18 protein-coding genes and 1 pseudogene are annotated in these 17,299 nt (G+C 69.3%); 12 read left to right on the top strand and 7 right to left on the bottom strand.

Annotated elements, in window-relative coordinates; genetic code table 11:
* Positions 1 to 28: 28 nt before the first annotated feature.
* On the top strand, positions 29 to 1,210 hold the full coding sequence (locus ACH413_RS36820) for an amidohydrolase family protein (protein WP_360039888.1): 1,182 nt from the start codon (positions 29 to 31) through the stop codon (positions 1,208 to 1,210).
* On the opposite strand, the gene ACH413_RS36825 is transcribed toward ACH413_RS36820, so the two are convergent.
* Genes ACH413_RS36825 through ACH413_RS36835 form a run of 3 tightly spaced genes read right to left on the bottom strand, consistent with a single transcriptional unit; the run spans position 1,168 to position 2,752 of the window.
* Positions 1,168 to 2,058 (bottom strand): NAD(P)-dependent alcohol dehydrogenase, encoded by an 891-nt coding sequence (locus ACH413_RS36825; RefSeq protein WP_360039885.1) that lies wholly within the window; start codon positions 2,056 to 2,058, stop codon positions 1,168 to 1,170. The two genes, ACH413_RS36820 and ACH413_RS36825, sit on opposite strands and share 43 nt — an antisense overlap.
* A gap of 50 nt (positions 2,059 to 2,108) precedes the next feature.
* Entirely contained in the window at positions 2,109 to 2,276 is a 168-nt protein-coding gene (locus ACH413_RS36830; RefSeq protein ID WP_360040302.1) for a helix-turn-helix transcriptional regulator, read from the bottom strand.
* Between the two features lie 53 nt (positions 2,277 to 2,329).
* Positions 2,330 to 2,752, bottom strand: a complete 423-nt coding sequence (locus ACH413_RS36835; protein WP_360039882.1) for a hypothetical protein — start codon at positions 2,750 to 2,752, stop codon at positions 2,330 to 2,332.
* Positions 2,753 to 2,958: 206 nt separating this feature from the next.
* Here ACH413_RS36835 and ACH413_RS36840 point away from each other — a divergent pair, with 206 nt between their 5' ends.
* The 4 genes from ACH413_RS36840 (at position 2,959) to ACH413_RS36855 (ending at position 6,970) form a co-directional block, all read left to right on the top strand.
* Entirely contained in the window at positions 2,959 to 3,768 is an 810-nt protein-coding gene (locus tag ACH413_RS36840) for a tat pathway signal sequence (RefSeq protein WP_360039879.1), read from the top strand.
* Between the two features lie 73 nt (positions 3,769 to 3,841).
* Positions 3,842 to 4,339 (top strand): YbaB/EbfC family nucleoid-associated protein, encoded by a 498-nt coding sequence (locus tag ACH413_RS36845; protein ID WP_360039876.1) that lies wholly within the window; start codon positions 3,842 to 3,844, stop codon positions 4,337 to 4,339.
* 7 nt (positions 4,340 to 4,346) lie between these two features.
* Entirely contained in the window at positions 4,347 to 5,816 is a 1,470-nt protein-coding gene (locus ACH413_RS36850) for a WXG100 family type VII secretion target (protein ID WP_360039873.1), read from the top strand.
* Positions 5,813 to 6,970 (top strand): hypothetical protein, encoded by a 1,158-nt coding sequence (locus tag ACH413_RS36855; RefSeq protein ID WP_360039870.1) that lies wholly within the window; start codon positions 5,813 to 5,815, stop codon positions 6,968 to 6,970. Before ACH413_RS36850 ends, ACH413_RS36855 begins: the two co-directional genes overlap by 4 nt.
* Before the next feature lie 60 nt (positions 6,971 to 7,030).
* Here ACH413_RS36855 and ACH413_RS36860 read toward each other — a convergent pair whose 3' ends face one another.
* From ACH413_RS36860 to ACH413_RS36870, 3 genes are read right to left on the bottom strand one after another with little or no spacing between them, the layout of a single operon-like run.
* On the bottom strand, positions 7,031 to 7,378 hold the full coding sequence (locus ACH413_RS36860; protein WP_360039867.1) for an MmcQ/YjbR family DNA-binding protein: 348 nt from the start codon (positions 7,376 to 7,378) through the stop codon (positions 7,031 to 7,033).
* A gap of 44 nt (positions 7,379 to 7,422) precedes the next feature.
* On the bottom strand, positions 7,423 to 7,965 hold the full coding sequence (locus ACH413_RS36865) for a DUF6939 family protein (protein WP_360039864.1): 543 nt from the start codon (positions 7,963 to 7,965) through the stop codon (positions 7,423 to 7,425).
* A complete protein-coding gene (locus ACH413_RS36870) occupies positions 7,929 to 8,885 on the bottom strand; it encodes a DMT family transporter (RefSeq protein ID WP_360039861.1) in 957 nt (318 codons plus the stop codon). The genes ACH413_RS36865 and ACH413_RS36870 overlap by 37 nt, the downstream gene beginning before the upstream one ends.
* On the opposite strand from ACH413_RS36870, the gene ACH413_RS36875 reads away from it, so the two are divergent.
* The 3 genes from ACH413_RS36875 (at position 8,884) to katG (ending at position 13,030) form a co-directional block, all read left to right on the top strand.
* A complete protein-coding gene (locus tag ACH413_RS36875) occupies positions 8,884 to 10,278 on the top strand; it encodes a PLP-dependent aminotransferase family protein (protein WP_360039859.1) in 1,395 nt (464 codons plus the stop codon). The two genes, ACH413_RS36870 and ACH413_RS36875, sit on opposite strands and share 2 nt — an antisense overlap.
* A 67-nt stretch (positions 10,279 to 10,345) precedes the next feature.
* Complete coding sequence (locus ACH413_RS36880; RefSeq protein WP_360039856.1) at positions 10,346 to 10,780, top strand: Fur family transcriptional regulator; 435 nt, start codon at positions 10,346 to 10,348, stop codon at positions 10,778 to 10,780.
* Positions 10,781 to 10,798: 18 nt separating this feature from the next.
* The gene (gene katG / locus ACH413_RS36885) at positions 10,799 to 13,030 is read left to right on the top strand and encodes a catalase/peroxidase HPI (RefSeq protein ID WP_360039853.1); all 2,232 of its coding nucleotides are present in this window, start codon (positions 10,799 to 10,801) and stop codon (positions 13,028 to 13,030) included.
* A gap of 591 nt (positions 13,031 to 13,621) precedes the next feature.
* Here katG and ACH413_RS36890 read toward each other — a convergent pair.
* Complete coding sequence (locus ACH413_RS36890; RefSeq protein ID WP_360039850.1) at positions 13,622 to 14,263, bottom strand: DedA family protein; 642 nt, start codon at positions 14,261 to 14,263, stop codon at positions 13,622 to 13,624.
* 163 nt (positions 14,264 to 14,426) lie between these two features.
* Here ACH413_RS36890 and ACH413_RS36895 point away from each other — a divergent pair, with 163 nt between their 5' ends.
* The 4 genes and pseudogenes from ACH413_RS36895 to ACH413_RS36910 all read left to right on the top strand — a co-directional run.
* Positions 14,427 to 15,551 carry a histidine kinase gene (locus tag ACH413_RS36895; RefSeq protein ID WP_360039847.1) on the top strand — a complete coding sequence of 375 codons (1,125 nt, stop codon included), beginning with the start codon at positions 14,427 to 14,429 and terminating at the stop codon, positions 15,549 to 15,551.
* Positions 15,542 to 16,186, top strand: coding sequence for a response regulator transcription factor (locus tag ACH413_RS36900; RefSeq protein WP_360039844.1), 645 nt, complete (start codon positions 15,542 to 15,544; stop codon positions 16,184 to 16,186). Before ACH413_RS36895 ends, ACH413_RS36900 begins: the two co-directional genes overlap by 10 nt.
* Entirely contained in the window at positions 16,186 to 16,974 is a 789-nt protein-coding gene (locus ACH413_RS36905; RefSeq protein ID WP_360039842.1) for a phosphotransferase, read from the top strand. Before ACH413_RS36900 ends, ACH413_RS36905 begins: the two co-directional genes overlap by 1 nt.
* A 27-nt stretch (positions 16,975 to 17,001) precedes the next feature.
* Positions 17,002 to 17,109 (top strand): annotated as a pseudogene (locus tag ACH413_RS36910) (hypothetical protein); the annotation flags it as partial.
* Positions 17,110 to 17,299: the final 190 nt, after the last annotated feature.

The following is a 17,299-nucleotide window of genomic DNA, read 5'->3' on the forward strand; positions in this document are numbered from 1 at the left end:
CCCAGCATGTGGCGCTCAGAATGTCTCGATGCTGGCGCTGCGGGCAGGGCGTGCGTTCGACGGTGAACGGTCGATCGCGGGACCCGTCACGGTCATCACCGAGAACGGGACGATCAAGGCCGTCGAGCAGGGGCATCCGGACGTCGCCGGTGCCGAGGTCGTCGATCTCGGCACCGCCACCGTCCTGCCCGGACTGATCGACACCCACGTCCACCTGGGAGCGGACAGCGAGGACGGCGCGCTGGACCGGCTGCCCGAGTTCACCGCCGAACACCTGGACGCGGTGATCGAGGACAGCCTCGGCCGCCAGTTGCGGGCCGGCGTGACCACCGTCCGCGATCTCGGCGACCGGAACTGGTCGGTGCTCGACCAGCGTTCCCGGCACCGCCAGCGCGTTCTCGCCTCCGGCCCGCCCATCACCTCCCCGCGCGGGCACTGCTGGTCGATGGGCGGCGAGACCACCGGCGACGACGCGCTCCGCCGTGCCGTGCGGGAACGGGCCGAACGGCGGGCCGACGTCGTCAAGATCATGGCCAGCGGCGGGTTCGCGACGCCCGGCACCGCCGTCGACGACTGTCAGTTCACCGAACACGAACTCCGCGTGGTCGTGGAGGAAGCGCACTCCCACGGCCTACCGGTGACCGCCCACGCGCACAGCCTGGCCGCGATCCAACGGGCCGTGGCCGCGGGCGTGGACGGCATCGAGCACTGCACGTGCCTCACCGATCGAGGCATGCGGATGCCGGTGGAACTGATGGACGCGCTGGCCGAGGCGGACATCGCCGTCTGCCACACCCTCGGCAACACGCAGGATCCACCGCCGCACGTCCAGGAGGCGTTCGAACGCGCCGGGATGAGCATCGCCGCGAAGCTGAACATCCTGGGCCGCATGCACGACCGCGGTGTTCGGGCGGTGTCCGGCACCGATGGCGGGATCGGGGCGGGCAAACCGCACGGGATCACCGCCCACGCCCTCGGTCACATGATCGAGGCGGGCGTTCCGAACGCGGTCGTGCTCGCCAGTGCCACCAGCCAGGCGGCGAAGGCGCTGAGCGTCAGCAAGGGCGTGCTGAGGCCTGGCTGGGATGCTGACATCATTGCCGTGCAAGGAGATCCCATGCGGGACATCACGGCGTTGCACCACGTGACGACCGTGGTGATAGGTGGTCAGATCGCGACGACCGTCTTGCCGACCGACCGTCGCGAGTAGACGTGGTCCACCGCGTTCAGCGCCTCTGACAGCGGGAAGACCTTGTCCACCGGTGCTTTCAGCGTGCCCGCCTCGACCATGACGCGCAGCTCGTCGAAGACGACGCCGAGCTCCTTCGACATCAACGGCACGAACTTCCTGGACGAGAACGGGTTCAGGAGCAACGCGCCGATCGACTTGTGGAACCCTCCCGTGATCGATCCCCCGGTCTCCGCGCCGACCAGCACGATCCGGCCGCCCTCGTTCGTCGCCCCGCGCAACCTCGACAACGGCCTGGCGCCACCGCAGTCCAGGATCAGGTCGTACGTGCCGGTGAAGTCAGCGACCGTGTGGTCGAAGACCTCGTCGGCACCCAGCGACCTGGCCAGCTCGACCTTGCGCGTGCTGCACACCGCAGTCACATGTGCGCCAAGGGCTTTCGCGATCTGGACCCCGTACGAGCCGACGCCACCACCGGCGCCGAGCACCAGAACGCGTTGCCCCGGCCGGACTCCGCGCAGTCCCTGCAGCGCGGTCCCGCCCGAGATCGGGATCGCGGCCGCCTCCGCGAAGGAGATGCCTTCCGGTTTGCGAGCCAGCCGTGAGGCCGGCGCGACGGCGTATTCGGCGAACGACCCCTCGCACGTGCCGAACACCTCGTCGCCGACCGCGAACTCGCTGACGCCGGGCCCGATCTCCTTCACCACACCGGCGACGTCCCTGCCCGGTACCGGCGACTTCGGCCCGCGGAACCCGAACCCGAGGAAGCGCACCAGGTACGGCTTCCCGGTGAGCAGGTGCCAGACGCCCATGTCGACGCCCGCCGCCCGCACCTCCAGCAGAACCTCACCGTTCCCAGGCACAGGCACATCGAGGTCACCTGGCACCGCCGATCCGTATCTTCGTTGCACGACAGCCTTCACAGCTCTTCCTCCTCCGGGTATTGGAAAACCTCTTCCAGCGACACCTTGAACACGCGTGCGATCTTGAAAGCCACCTCCAGCGAGGGCGAGTACTTGCCCTGCTCGATGGCGATCAGCGTCTGCCTCGTCACGCCGATGGCCGTGGCCAGATCGGACTGCTTCATCTCGCCGTGCGCGAACCGCAGGGCGCGGATGGAGTTCGTGACTTTCGTCGGCTTCACAGCATCCCTCGGCGGTACATCGCGAGCTTCGCCAGCGAGCCCAGCACCGCGGACAGCACGAAGCACAGGTAGAGCACGTTGGCGATCCAGAAGTACGGCGCCTCGAACATCGCGAGCACCATCGCGGACACACCGCCGATGACGACGAACGACTGACCGATGCCGTCGCCGATCCGGCCGATCTCGCGGTCCCGTTCGTCGGCCTGCAGTCCGTCGTTGCGCGAGGCGATGCCGAACCAGATGCCCGACACGATGCCGGCGACGATCCCGAGTGAGATCGTCCACACCATCGCGCTGATGTAGGGCGCCTCGACCAGCGGACGCCCTGCCGCTCCAGTCAGGACAAGCCCGACATACACGGCGTAACCAGCGACGGCGATGACCGCCAGTGCCCACGCCCGCTTCTCCTCGAACGCCATGGTCCCGCTCCTGATGTCAAAGAAACCTGACATCACCAAGGTAAAGCGAAGCAGACATCGTGTCAAACATCTTTGACTTAACCTTTTCGTGATCAACGCGTCCGTATGGCGGTCGACTACCTCCGATCGGACCCATTAGCGTGCGGCGCATGCTCCGTCCGATCCTTGTTGCGTGCGCGCTTGCCCTCACGGCATGTGGCCACGCAGTGACGGCGGAACCTCCCGCCGCCGCACGCACGCAGCCGCCGTCCCACACCCCCGCGGCAGCGCCTCTGGTCGCGACGCCCGAGGTCTGCCCGCTGCCCGACAGCGGGTTCGAGTGCGACTTCCAGAAGCGCCTCAAGGCCGCCCAGGACTACGCGGAGACCAGGCCGGGATCCGTCGGTTTCGTGCTGCGCGACCGCAAGAACGGCGCGACCTGGCGCAACGACCACGCCGGCGACATGACGTGGACCGCGTCGACGATCAAGCTCGCGATGGTCGTGAACCTGCTGGAGCGCCACCGCGCCGGCAAGATCAAGCTGAGCAGCGACGACCGCTCGCTGATGAACGCGATGCTGCACACGTCCGACGACGACGCGGCGGACTCGTTGTGGAAGAAGTACAACGGCGCGACGTTCAACGCGGCGTTCGGCAAGTACGGAATGACCGATTTGGTGCCACAAAAGGGATATACGGCCACGTTCCCGTACTGGGGCTTCGAGAAGTGCACGGCGAACGACCTCGACCGCCTGATGAACTACATCCTCGACACCGTCCCCGCCGACGACCGCGAGTACATCGTCGGGCAGATGCGCCAGGTCGGCGCCGTGCAGCAGTGGGGCGTCTGGGGACCGGACTCCGGCGCGAAGAACGGCTGGTCGGAGGAAGAGGGCGGCTGGGTGATGAACTCGGTCGGGTTCGTCGGTCAGGACGCGCGGTACACGCTCGCGATCATGAACAACCTCAAGGGCGAGGGCGCCTACGACGAGGGCCGCGCCACGGACACGGAGATCACCCGCATCCTCTTCCGCTGAAGCGTCAGTGAGGTGTCAGACCGCGTTGCTACGGTGGTGAGCGACCTGTTCAGACACTGGGGAAGGGGTCGCCGTGCCGGACAGAAGGGCACAGATCGAGCAGAAGATCCGCTCTTTCCAGGAGCAGGCCGCCAGGGCGGGCCAGCTCAAGGACAAGATCGCGGAGCTGCGCGGCCAGGCTCGCAGCGGCGACGGCTCCGTCACCGTGACCGTCGCGCCGTCGGGGGCGGTGCTGGGGTTGCAGCTGTCGCCGACCGCGATGAGGTACAGCCACACGCAGCTGCAGCAGGAGATCCTCGCCACCATCAGGGCGGCGACGCAGCAGGCCGCGCAGGCGTTGCAGGACACCGTGACGCCGGTGCTGGGTGATCAGGCCGAGCGGTTCAAGGACGCGTTCAGCGCGCACTCGGCCGTGATGGTGCCGGACGCTCCCGCACCTCATGCCGCGCCTCCCGCGGCGCCGTACGTGCCGCAGAACGTGACGCCGCCCGCACCGCCTGCCGGGAACCGTCCGAGGCCGAGGCCGGTCTCAGACGACGACGACTTCGGCGGCAACTCGATCCTGAGGTGATGGGGGCATGACGGGATTCCAGGTGCAGGGCGGTGCGCTGACGGCGCACGGCCAGGGTTCGCGGGAGGCCGCAGGCCACTTCGGACAGCTGGCGACCCTGCTCGACCAGGCACGCGTGAGCGACGACTGCTTCGGTCCGCTCGGCGAGCTGATGGCGTTCAAGTACTTCGAGGGCCTGCAGGAATGCCAGGAGATGGCCAACAAGGCCAAGGGTTTCCTGGAGGGCGTGGCCGAGCGCACCGACCAGACGGCGCAGACCTACCGCGACGTCGAGGAAGCGATCCACCAGGGGCTGCAGCAGTTCAGCAGTGGCGGCCCCGGTTCGCTCGCGGACCTGAACGGCGCGGGCAACGGCAACCGCAAGAGCGACTTCGAGCAGAACGCGGGCTACGGCAGCTCGTGGGTGAGCACGAGCGGCGACATCTCCCGCGCCGGCAGCCCGCCGGACGTGGCCATCGCGGCGGTCAACGCGCGCATGGAACAGCTGCAGTTCGTGATGAGCCCCGGCCAGTCGTTCATCGACAACGGCCTCGGGTTCCTGATCGGCATCGTGATCAGCCCGATCGTCGAGCTCGTGCTCGAACCCGCGATCGGCGACCCGGAGCAGATGCGCAGCACCGGCGCCGGCTGGGGCAAGGTCGCGGACTGGGTGAAGCAGACCGGCGAGCACGAGAAGACCCGTGCCGCCGCGACGTCGGAGCCGTGGACCGGGCAGGCGGGCGACAGGTTCCGCAAGCAGATGGACGAGTTCGGCGCGGGCGCGGAGGCGTTCTCGAACGAGATCCGCGGCCTGCAGCAGATGCTGGAGCTCGCCGCCGACCTGTTCGACGCGTTCGTCGAGATCTGCATCGACATCCTGCAAGAGCTGGTCATGGGCCTGATCATCGAGTGGCTGGCCGCGCTGGCCGCCTCGTGGATCACCGCCGGTGCCTCGATGGCCGCCGCGGGCGTCGCCACCACCGCCCAGGTCGGCGGCACGATGGCGCGCCTGGGCCTGAAGGTCAAGCAGCTGCTCGGCAAGCTCAAGCCGCTGATCGACAAGCTGGAGGACCTGCTGCAGGCGCTGCGCAAGGGTCCGCTGCGCAAGCTCGTCGAGAAGGCCGAGGGCCTGCGCGACGGCAACATGGCCGAGAAGTGGCTCATGCGCAAGATCGACGCGAACCCGCTGGCCAAGATCGTCACCAAGGCCGACCCGGCGACGATGGCGTCCAAGACCGGCAACCGCTTCGCCGGCCGGTTCGGCGTCGACGGCCCCGGTTCGGACTCGCTGACGACGAACCTCACCGAGGCCGGCCTGCGCACGGCGGGCCTGAGCGGCACGACCCACGTGCCGACCGCCATCACCAACGGTGTCATGGAGAATGCTCCCGGCCTCGCCGTCGAGCAGGGCATCAAATATGGCTACAACAAGGGTCAGGACCCGTCCTCCGACGAGGACCGTGCTGACGCGATGAACCGAGGATTCGAGTACGAGTGATCTTCGCGGAGCCCCTGGGCCCCGGCCACGTCGCCCGGCAGCAGGTCTGCCGGGCGGGCGAGGCGCTGGTGTGGGCGATGTACCGGCGGACCTTCTACTACGCCGTCGACGGCCTCGACCAGCTCGGCACACCGGGCCGTTCGCTGTTCGCCCGCGGTGCCTCCGCCGTCGGGCGCGGGGTGGGCGACTTCGCGCTGACGGTGCTGGGCGGCGGTGGCGACTCGGGCGACGACAAGGCTCCGGCCGCCGACCACCTGGTGTTCGGGGCTTCTTCCGGTTCCCTGGCCGCGTCGGCGATGTCGCGGTTCGAGCCCGGCACGCGCGTGGATCGCCTGTGGGCGTTGACCTCCTCCCGGCTGGTGATCGCCGAGCGGCACGTCGCGCCTGTCGTCGCTGCGGAGAAGTCGTTCCTGGGCAAGGCGATCGGGTTCGGCCGCGAGGTCGGCAAGATCCTCGCCGACAACCGCAGGAAGTACGGCGAGCACGTGGAGGGCGAGCCCGTCGCCGTACCGGACTACCGGGTCGTTGGGGAGTTCCCGCGCGCCCAGATCGCTTCGGTCGAGCCTGGCCGGGTGACGTTCGTGGACGGCTCGGGCTTCGAGTTCCTGCTGGAGACCCCTGCTGTCGCGGACGACGAGGTGGTCGTCTCGGAGCTGACGAAGTTCTGGCTGCGCCCCGGCGAACGCCTCGTGCTCGGCCTGCCCCCGGTCATCGGCTACGTGGGCGGTGTCGTCGCCGGCTCAGTGCAGCTGCCGCTGACCGCTTCGAGCCCGATGCCCGCGCTGGAACTGGACAAGCAGCGGTGGCCGCTGCCCGCTCCCCCGTCACCGCAGGACTGGACCGACGACCCGACGCTCGGCTACTGGGTCGACGCGTCCGCCGCCTCGAGCCTCGCCGTGTCGCTGGCGGACCACTTCGCCTTCAGCCGCGGCAACGCCCGACTCGCCGTGAGCGACCAGCGCGTGGCCGTGGTCTACCCGACGCATCTGTTCGAGGCCAAGCCTTCCAGCGTGTTCACGACGTTCGCCGAAATCCCTCGCAACGCCGTGCGATCGCTGGAAACCCCTTACGTGGGAGCAAGCCTGCCCGCACGGCCGGTCGTCAGGCTGACGTTCGCGGACGGCTCGTCGCTCGCCGTACGCCGTCAGTCCTGAGTCGACACTCGGCGAGATCCCGCCCGAGGTCGCCGGCGGGCAGCTCGAACCTGACCCTGATCATCGCGCGAGATCGGGCACCTGGGCGACGAGTTCCTCCGGCGCCGACAACCGCCACGCCTCGAAGACCAGTTCCCTCATCTCGTCCGCCTCGATGCCTTCGAGGTACACCACGACCCAGCCGAAGCCGCCGGCCGTGAACTGCACCTCGAACACGTCTGGCCGTTCCGCGACCAGCGCCAGCTGCTCGGACAGCGTCTGCTTCAGCCCGACCGTCTGCGTGCGCGGCCAGTAGTAGCCGAACAACTTGCCCCGCACGCGGAACGAGTCGTACTGCTGCCCGGACGACCGCTGCACCTCGGGGAGCCCGTCCAAGGTCTTGAAGAGCTGCTTGTTCGTTGTCGCCACTGCCGACCCCCAAAGCCGAAGAGCGGAAAGTATAAATCCGGCTTTCAGGACGCGTGCGCGGTGAGCCTCCTCAGGTGGTCGGCGATCAGGGCGGCGTGGGACAGCGGCGTGCTGAGATCCTCGACGTCGCCGTTGGTCGTGTAGTCGAGCAGCACGACGTCGGAGGACTCGGCCAACTCGTGCAGCCGCGCGACTTCCTCCCGCAGCCGGTGCTCCAGGACCCAGCGGTAGGCAGGTAAGTAGATCTCCTGCCGGGCCGTGCGGTAGTCGAGCAGGCGCTCGCCGGCCAGGCCCGCACGATGCCCCCGGACCTGACCGAAGCGGCGGACCGTGCGCTTCAGGCCCTTCATCGACGTCACCGCGAGCTTCGACGGATCGACATCGGTGCCCTCGAAGACCTTCAGGGCCTGCCAAAGGCCTTCGACGGACTCGCTCGTCACGCCGGGCGACAACGGCACCGGGATCTGCCCGTGCGGGTAGAACGGGCTGAAGCGCACCCACGGATCGGGGCCGCGGGAGGTCACGTCGACGACCACCGCGTCCGGGCGCTTCAGCTTGCGTCGCTTGCTGGCGACTTCGATCGGCATGGGTCGAGGATGGCAGGAGGGTCTGACAATTTTCGGCTGCTGGGCACGCGGCTGCGCTGGGTCAGCACGACGCAGACGAGCACGACGGCCGCGGTGGCGAGAGCCTGCCAGCCGACCGGTTCGCTCAGGACCAGCGCGGACCACATGAGCGTCAGAACCGGTTGGGCCAGCTGGATCTGGCCGATCTTGGCCACTCCGCCCGCGGCCAGGCCCGCGTACCAGGCGAAGAAGCCCAGGAACATCGAGATCAGTGACACGTAGGCGAAACTGAGCCACACGACGCCGTCAGCACGCGAGAAGTCCGCTGTGTACAAGGAAACCGGGATCGTCACGGGCAACGAGACGACCAGCGCCCAGCAGACCGTCCTGGCGCCGCCCAGTTCGCGGGAGAGCGCGCCTCCCTCGGCGTAACCCAGGCCGCACAACACAACGGCGACCAGTAGGTAGACGTCGGCCAGACCGAGTGAACCGGAGAGGCCGCCGCCGGTGGCCACGAACGCCAGCACCGCGAGCAGGCCGGCGCCGCTGGCGAGCCAGAACGCGATGGGCGGACGTTCGGAAGCGCGCAGGACGGCCCAGATCGCGGTGGACATCGGCAGCACGGCGATCACGACGGCGCCGTGGGCCGAGGTCTGGGTGGTGAGCGCCAACGACGTGAAGAGCGGGAAGCCGATCACGATGCCCGCGGCCACGACGACCAGGCGGCGGATCTGCGATGCCGACGGGCGCGGCGCTCGCGATAACGCCAGGTAGGCGATCGCCAGGACGCCTGCGACCAGCGCCCGTCCGAATGCGACGAACCACGGGTCCAGTCCCGCCACTGCCAGGCGGGTCGCGGGCAGGGAGTAGCTGAACCCCAGGACGCCGAGCGCGCCCAGTGTTACCCCCGCCGGAAGGATAACGTTACTCTTGGCTCTCATGAATGAGGATAACGCAGCCGTCCGCGTTATCGAGGAGCTGAGAGCAGCGGCACGTTCCGGCCGGGCCGGAGACCGCATGCCCTCGGTGCGCGATCTCATGGCGCGGCACCGGGCCTCGCCCGCGACGGTCCAGCAGGCGATCCAGCGCGTCGCCGCCGAGGGACTGGTCGAGGTGCGGCCCGGCCGCGGCAGTTACGTCGCCGCGCGCACGACCGCGGCCGGCCGTGACCTGTCGTGGCAGGCCGTCGCGCTCGGCGAGGGCAGGCCGGGCGAGGACCTGGTGGCGAACCTCGTCGCGGTGCCGAAACCCGAGGCCATCCCGCTGACCAGCGGCTATCTCGACCCCGAACTGCAGCCCACCGACGCACTCGGTGCCGCGCTGAGCCGCGCGGCGCGCCGACCGGCCTCGTGGGGGCGCGTTCCCGTCGAGGGCAAGGAAGAGCTGCGGGCGTGGTTCGCGAAAGAGGCCGGCGGTGACCTGAGAGCCGGCGACATCACGGTGTGCGCGGGCGCCCAGGAAGCACTCGCGACGGTGTTCCGCGGGCTCGGTGACCGTGGCGACGCTGTACTGGTCGAGTCGCCCACCTACCTCGGCGCGATCGCGGCTGCCCGTGACGCCGGACTGAAGGTCGTGCCGGTACCGGCGGATCAGGACGGCGTGCGGCCGGACCTGCTCCAGGCCGCCTTCGAACGCACGGGCGCGAAGGTCTTCTACTGCCAGCCATTGCACGCGAACCCGCACGGCGCCGTGCTCTCCGACGAACGTCGTGCCGAGGTCATGCGGATCGTCCGCCGCATGGGCGCGTTCCTCGTCGAGGACGACTGGGCGCGCGGCTTCACCATCGACGGCACCGCGCCGCCGACGCTGGTCTCGCAGGACACCGACGGTCACGTCGTCTACGTCCGCTCGCTCACCAAGGTCGCCGCGCCCGGACTGCGCGTCGCCGCGATCGGCGCGCGCGGCCCGGCGGGCACCCGGCTGAAGAACACCCGGTCCCGGCAGGACCTGTACGTCGCGGGGCCGTTGCAGGAGGCGGCGATCGACTTCGTGACGTCCCCGGTCTGGCGGCGGCACCTGCGCACGCTCCAGCAGTCCTTGAGGTCCAGGCGTGACGCTCTGACGCGCGCGATCGGTGAACACCTGCCGGAGTTCGAGCTCGCGAAGTCGTCCGGTGGCCTGCACCTGTGGGCGACGTTGCCGGACGGCGTGGACGACCTGGAGCTGACGACGGCCGCCGCGGCGCGTGATGTCGTGGTGTTCCCGGGACGACCGTGGTTCGCCGCTGAACCGCCGGGCAGTTTTCTTCGTTTGACCTACGGCGGAGCACCTGAGCACGTGCTCGCCGAGGGCGTGCGGCGACTGGCTGACGCCGTGTTCGCCGTACGGCGGTGACCGCTTCGGGTGAACTGCATCGTTCGTTAACTTGACTCATTCCAGAAAAGACGGCAGGGTGACGCTCGTGCCCACGGCTTCCGATTTCGAGCGCCTGTTGCGTGGAGCGTCGCTTCGGGTGACTGCTCCTCGGATCGCTGTGCTGTCCGCGGTGCACTCCCACCCGCACGCCGACACGGACTCGATCATCGGTGTCGTGCGTCAGAACCTCGGCGCGGTCTCCCATCAGGCCGTGTACGACGTGCTCCGCGCACTGACCGGAGCCGGCCTGCTGCGGCGCATCGAGCCCCAAGGTTCGGTCGCCCGTTACGAGGCGCGCGTCGGGGACAACCACCACCACGTCGTGTGCAGATCCTGCGGCGCCATCGCCGACGTCGACTGCGCGGTCGGCCACGCGCCATGCCTGGACGCATCCGACGACCACGGGTTCGTCATCGACGAGGCCGAGGTCATCTACTGGGGCTCCTGCCCCGAGTGCACGACCGCCGCGAAAAGTTCCTGAACACCCGGAAGGATTCCCGTGTCCGACAGCACTGACGCCAAGCTGGCCGACCTGAACGAGGAGGAGGCCGGCGGCTGCCCGGTCGCGCACGGTCGCATCAGCCACCCCAGCGAGGGCGGCAGCAACCGTGACTGGTGGCCCAACCAGCTCAACCTCCGGATCCTGCGCAAGCACCCCGTCCAGGCGGACCCGTTCGGTGGTGCGCTCGACTACGGCCAGGAGTTCCTGACCGTCGACCTCGACGAGCTGGCGCGCGACGTCGACGCCGTGCTGACCGAGTCGAAGGACTGGTGGCCCGCGGACTTCGGGCACTACGGCCCGTTCATGATCCGCATGGCGTGGCACAGCGCGGGCACCTACCGCACCCACGACGGCCGCGGTGGCGCCGGTGCGGGCATGCAGCGCTTCGCCCCGCTCAACAGCTGGCCGGACAACGGCAACCTGGACAAGGCCCGCCGTCTGCTGTGGCCGGTGAAGAAGAAGTGGGGCAAGAAGGTCTCCTGGGCCGACCTCATGATCTTCACGGGCAACCGCGCGCTGGAGACCATGGGCTTCGAGACCTTCGGCTTCGCCGGCGGCCGCGCGGACGTGTGGGAGCCGGACGAGGACGTCTACTGGGGCCCGGAGACCACGTGGCTCGGCGGCGACGCGCGCTACAGCGGTGACCGCGACCTGGAGTCGCCGCTCGCGGCCGTCCAGATGGGTCTGATCTACGTCAACCCCGAGGGCCCGAACGGCAACCCGGACCCGCTGGCCTCCGCCCGCGACATCCGCGAGACGTTCGGCCGCATGGGCATGAACGACGAGGAGACCGTCGCGCTCATCGCCGGCGGCCACACCTTCGGCAAGGCGCACGGCGCGGGCGACCCGGACCTCGTCGGCGCGGAGCCCGAGGGCGCCACGATCGACGCGCAGGGCTTCGGCTGGATCAGCACGCACGGCAGCGGCAAGGGTCGTGACGCCATCACCTCCGGCCTGGAGGTGACCTGGACGCAGCAGCCCACCAAGTGGACGAACCTGTTCTTCAAGAACCTCTTCGCGTTCGAGTGGGAGCTCACCAAGTCCCCCGCCGGCGCGCACCAGTGGAAGCCGAAGGACGGCGCGGGCGCCAACACGGTGCCGGACCCCGAGGACGGCACCCTCAACCGCACGCCGCAGATGCTGACCACGGACCTCGCGCTGCGCTTCGACCCGATCTACGAGCCGATCTCGCGCAAGTTCGCGGAGAGCCACGAGGCGTTCGCCGACGCGTTCTCCCGCGCGTGGTTCAAGCTGACCCACCGCGACATGGGCCCGATCCAGCGCTACCTCGGCGCGCAGGTGCCGCAGGAGGAGCTGATCTGGCAGGACCGTCTGCCGGCCGTCGACCACGAGGTCGTCTCCGCCGACGACGTCGCGTCGCTGAAGGCGAAGATCCTCGAGTCCGGTCTCTCGATCTCGCAGCTCGTCAAGACCGCGTGGGCCTCGGCCTCGTCGTTCCGCCAGAGCGACAAGCGCGGTGGCGCCAACGGCGCGCGCATCCGCCTCGAGCCGCAGCGCGGCTGGGAGGTCAACGAGCCCGACCAGCTCGCGCAGGTCCTGCGGGTTCTGGAAGGCGTGCAGGAGGCGTTCAACAGCTCCGCGACCGGCGGCAAGAAGGTCTCACTGGCCGACCTGATCGTCCTCGGCGGCGCCGCGGCGATCGAGCAGGCCGCCAAGGCCGCGGGCCACGACGTCGAGGTGCCGTTCCTCGCGGGCCGCGTCGACGCCACCCAGGAGCAGACCGACGCCGAGTCGTTCGCCGTCCTGGAGCCCACGATCGACGGCTTCCGCAACTACCGCGGCAAGGGCCACCCGCTGCCGTCGGAGTACCTCCTCGTCGACAAGGCGAACCTGCTCGGCCTCTCCGCCCCGGAGCTGACCGCGCTGGTCGGAGGCCTGCGCGTGCTGGGCGCCAACCACGGTGGTTCGACTGCGGGCGTGCTCACGGCCAAGCCGGAGACCCTGACCAACGACTTCTTCGTGAACCTCCTCGACATGGAGACGGAGTGGAAGTCGGTCACCGAGGACCAGGAGAACTTCGAGGGCCGCGACCGCACCACCGGCGCCGTCCGCTGGACCGGCACCCGCAACGACCTGGTGTTCGGCTCGAACTCCGAGCTGCGCGCCATCGCAGAGGTCTACGCGAGTGACGACGCCGCCGCGAAGTTCGTCCAGGACTTCGTCGTGGCGTGGAACAAGGTCATGAACGCGGACCGCTACGACGTCTGATCCAGCCCCTCCCCGGTGCCCCAGGCCATCTCCCCCGGCCTGGGGCACCTTCGTCTTCACCGGGGGACGCACCCGCACGGGCCGCGGGGGTGGCTTGGACAAGGGCGGGTTCGCCGATGTCTTGGCGTGCCATGCGGAACCGGCCGAACATGCGGTAGCGGTGACACGACCAGGCCGGGATGCGTTGTGTGGCAACACCATCGCCTGAGATGCGCAGCTCACAGGGACTGGCGGCGGTCGCTGCCCAGCAGCCTTGGGCCCAGCGGAGCACTCCAGCCGATTGGGGCTGATGGGCGGGGCCTCGCCGACGCCGTGGCCTGCGGCGCGGAGCCGGCCGAGCACTCGGCAGTGTTGACATGGCCCTCGTCGGATACCGTTGCACGGCAACGCCATTACCTGGGATACGCGGCTCGTGAGACCCGGCGGCAGCCACCGCCCAACCTCGGACTCGGCAGACTGGCCCGACCGGTTGAGGCCGGCAGACGAAGGTTCGCCGGTGCTGGAATGCGTTGCGCGGCAAGGCCATCAGCCTATGCCGAGCGACGGTCGTGGTGGTCGATGCCGAGCGGCGGGCGCGGGTGCGCGGCGGCGTTATCGCTTCGCGCGCGGTAAGACCGCCGTCGCCTCCGGGTCGCCCGACGAGCGCTGGCGCAGGCGGGTCACCACGAAGAGCGTGACGGCGACGGCCACCGCGGCGATCACCAGCTTTTGGAAGATTCCCGCGTAGGACTCGACTCGGTGCCAGTTCTCGCCCAGCAGGTAGCCGGCGCCTACGAAGATGGTGTTCCAGATCAGGCTGCCCAGTGTGGTCAGTGCGAGGAACTTCGGGAAGTTCATGCGTTCCACGCCTGCGGGCAGGGAGATGAAGCTGCGGAACAGCGGCACCATCCGTCCTAAGAACACGGCCTTGGTGCCGTGGCGGGTGAACCAGGCTTCGGACTTGTCGAAGTCCGTTACGCGGACCAGCGGGATTCGGGCCACCAGGGCGCGGGTTCTGGTGCGGCCCAGGAGCATGCCCGCCAGGTAGACGATGACGGCTCCCGCCACGGAGCCGAGCGTGGTCCAGGACAGGGCCGCCGGCAGGCTGAACACGCCTTTGCTCGCGGAGAAGCCGGCCAGGGGCAGCACCAGCTCGCTCGGGATGGGCGGGAACAGGTTGTCGAGGCCCACGACCACGGCCGCGCCCACGCCTCCCAGTGACTCCATCAGCGAGACGGCCCATTCTGCCAGCATTGGATTTCCCCTCAGGAACGGTGAATTCGGTCGGGGTCCACGTTAGGAATGGGAAAGCGGCTGGGCCATGAGGTTGTCCGTTGGGAATCGTGGGGGAAACCGCAGGGCGATACTGCGGTAAACCGCAATGCCGGTGGCTGAACGGGCCAGTACGGTGGCGAATGTGCAGCAGGAGGGGCAGCTCAGTGCGGGTTCGCTGGTGCGCGGCTGGTTCCGGATGCTCGCCGGGCTCACGATCGGTTCGGTGACGGGGCTGCTGGGTCTCGCCGCCGCGGCCGTCGACGTGGGAGTGGTCGGGCAGACCGAGTACGAGTTGAGCCGGATCACGCGGTTCGACCGGGCCGTGCACACGAACCCGCTGACGCGAAAGGGATGCCGTCGTTACCTCGCGGTGCGGTGGCTGGTCGGCGCGCTCGGCGCGGGCGTGATCTGGATGCTGGCGTTCTGGTACTCCGTCGCGATCTCGATGGTGACGGCGTGGCTCTTCGACGGCGACTGGGGCCTCGTCGAGGACGGGGATCGCGTCACCCTGGAGCTGATGGCGCTGGTGGCGATTCCGGGTGCGCTGGTCATCTTCGTGACCACGGCCGGGGTGGTCGGGGTGGCGGTGCTGGACCGCTGGCTCGCCACCGCGATGCTCGGGACGAGTCAGCAGACGCTGCTGCGGCAACGGGTCGCGGAGCTGACGAGCACGCGGGCCGAGGTCATCGAGGCGATCGACGACGAGCGGCGGCGCATCGAGCGCGACCTGCACGACGGTGTTCAGCAACGGCTCGTCGCGCTCGGCATGCTGATCGGCCGGGCTCGGCGGGCCAAGGGCGAGGAGCAGCTGCAGGAGTTGTTGCTGCAGGCGCACCTCACGGCGGGCGAGGCCATCGACGAACTGCGCGAGGTCGCCACCCGCGTCTACCCCGCCGTGCTCGACGACTCGGGGCTGGACACGGCGCTCGAGGTGCTGGCGGAGCGGTCGAGCGTGCGCGTGGAGATCAGCAACGAGCTCAAGGCGTCGCCGGGCACGGCACTGGAGACGGTGATCTACTTCGTGGCGTCCGAAGCGGTCAACAACGCGGCCAAGCACGCCGATCCGACGGTCGTGGAGATCTCCGTGTGGCCGGCGCCCGGCGACATCACGGTGATGGTGTGGGACGACGGTTTCGGAGGCGCGGATCCCACCGGCACCGGGCTGTCCGGGCTGGCCAGGAGGGTCAAGGCGGTGGACGGGACGTTCGAGGTGACCAGTCCTGAAGGCGGTCCCACCACGATCTACGCGAGGTTGCCGTGCGAGTGATCCTGGCCGAGGACTCGACGCTGCTGCGCGAGGGCCTGATCCGGTTGCTCGCCGAGGAGGGGCACGACGTCGTGGCCGCCGTCGGCACCGCACCGGAGCTCATCAAGGCCACCGAGGAGCACCGGCCGGACATCGTGGTCACCGACGTCCGGATGCCGCCGGACCACAAGGACGACGGCATGCGGGCCGCACTGGAGATCCGCGAGCGGTGGCCGGAGGTCAGCGTGCTCGTGCTGTCCCAGTACGTCGAGAACCGCTACGCCACCGAGCTGATCACCAGCACCGGCGGCAAGGTCGGCTACCTGCTCAAGGATCGCGTGGCGCAGGTGGACGAGTTCCTGGAGGCGCTCGACAGGGTCGCGGCGGGCGGCGCGGCCTTCGACCCGGAGGTCGTGCGCAGGCTGCTGACCAGAACCACCCACGTCGACCCGCTCGAAACGCTGACGGCGAGAGAGAAGGACGTCCTGGAACTGATGGCCCAAGGTCTCACGAACGCCCGCATCTCCACGCAGCTGCACATCTCGCAGAGCGCTGCGGAAAAGCACATCAACTCCATCTTCGACAAGCTCGGTCTCTCCGGCTCGTCCGGTGTGAGCCGCCGGGTGATGGCCGTCGTCCGCTACCTGGGCAGCTGATGACGATCGAGGACCTGCTCAGGACGCCGGGCGCGGAGCTGGCGCGCGGCACGTTCAACGATGCCGTTGTGGTGCAAGGGAAGTGGGTCGCCCGGTTCCCTCGCAGGGACCTCACGGACGCGAGGCGACGCGCGCAGGCACTCCGCCGGATCTCGCGGCTGGACCTGCCGTTCGCCGTGCCGGAGGTCATCGAGGATCGGCTGGACCTGCCGCTCGGCCAGGCTCACGTCGTCCTCTCGTACCTGCCCGGCGAGCCCGCGGAGACCGCGAGCGACGAGGCCGTCCGCGAGGTGCTGGACGCGCTCGCCGCAGTGGAGCCGACCGCCGAACTCGTTGCGCTGCTGGACGAACCGCTGCACCACGCGGGCGGGCGGCGGACAGCGGAGGAGATCACCGAACTGGTGTTCCCGCTGCTCGACGCCGACGAACGCGACCAGGCCTCCCAAGTCCTGCAACGGTTCGCGGACCTGCCGGAGGCCACGGGGTTCGTGCACGGCGACCTGGCGCCGGTGAACCTGCGCTGGCACAACGGAAAAGTCAGCGGAATCATCGACTGGGACTTCGCCTGCGCCGGAGACCCGGCGCTCGACGCGGCGGCGTTCGCCAGCTACGGCTGGCCCCTGGTCAAACGGGTGCGGCCTGCCGAATACGAACGGGCGCGCACGCACGCCGCGATGTTCCCGCTGACCGGCGCGGTGTCCACACTCCGGCAGGGCGGCGACCCGGCGAAGTTCCTCGCCTGGTTCCGCCGCCGCTGCGCGGTCCGCGAACACCCGCCGGCCAGCTAGGAAGCCAGGTCCAAGACCACCAACGACACGGGTGTGCTCACCGTCACAGGCGCGCAGAGCACGCTCACCAACTCCGAGGCGTTCGCCGGCTTCTACGGGGCCGGCGACAAGCTCGACGACCTCACGCTGCCCTGAGTTCGTCCTGCTCAGCGCTGCCGCAGCAGCCCGGCCCGGCCGGTCCGCCGCCGATCACCCAGACCCCGCAGGACCTGCTGCCGCCACTCGTGTTCCGCCCACCAGGACTGGCTAACACCGGAGCGTCTCCGTTGGTGCCTTTGATCGCCGGAATTGTGCTCTTGGGCAGCTGAATCGCGCTTTTCAGGGC

It is taken from the genome of Lentzea sp. NPDC020367 (assembly GCF_044387305.1).
GTDB lineage: Bacteria > Actinomycetota > Actinomycetes > Mycobacteriales > Pseudonocardiaceae > Lentzea.

Bases quoted from the DNA above. Each gene is read 5' to 3' on its own strand.
- ACH413_RS36905 (WP_360039842.1), top strand. From the start codon at position 16,186: ATGACGATCGAGGACCTGCTCAGGACGCCGGGCGCGGAGCTGGCGCGC.
- ACH413_RS36830 (WP_360040302.1), bottom strand. From the start codon at position 2,276: ATGAAGCAGTCCGATCTGGCCACGGCCATCGGCGTGACGAGGCAGACG.
- ACH413_RS36870 (WP_360039861.1), bottom strand. From the start codon at position 8,885: ATGAGAGCCAAGAGTAACGTTATCCTTCCGGCGGGGGTAACACTGGGC.
- ACH413_RS36865 (WP_360039864.1), bottom strand. From the start codon at position 7,965: ATGCCGATCGAAGTCGCCAGCAAGCGACGCAAGCTGAAGCGCCCGGAC.
- ACH413_RS36890 (WP_360039850.1), bottom strand. From the start codon at position 14,263: ATGCTGGCAGAATGGGCCGTCTCGCTGATGGAGTCACTGGGAGGCGTG.
- ACH413_RS36850 (WP_360039873.1), top strand. From the start codon at position 4,347: ATGACGGGATTCCAGGTGCAGGGCGGTGCGCTGACGGCGCACGGCCAG.
- ACH413_RS36820 (WP_360039888.1), top strand. From the start codon at position 29: ATGCTGGCGCTGCGGGCAGGGCGTGCGTTCGACGGTGAACGGTCGATC.
- ACH413_RS36835 (WP_360039882.1), bottom strand. From the start codon at position 2,752: ATGGCGTTCGAGGAGAAGCGGGCGTGGGCACTGGCGGTCATCGCCGTC.
- ACH413_RS36875 (WP_360039859.1), top strand. From the start codon at position 8,884: ATGAATGAGGATAACGCAGCCGTCCGCGTTATCGAGGAGCTGAGAGCA.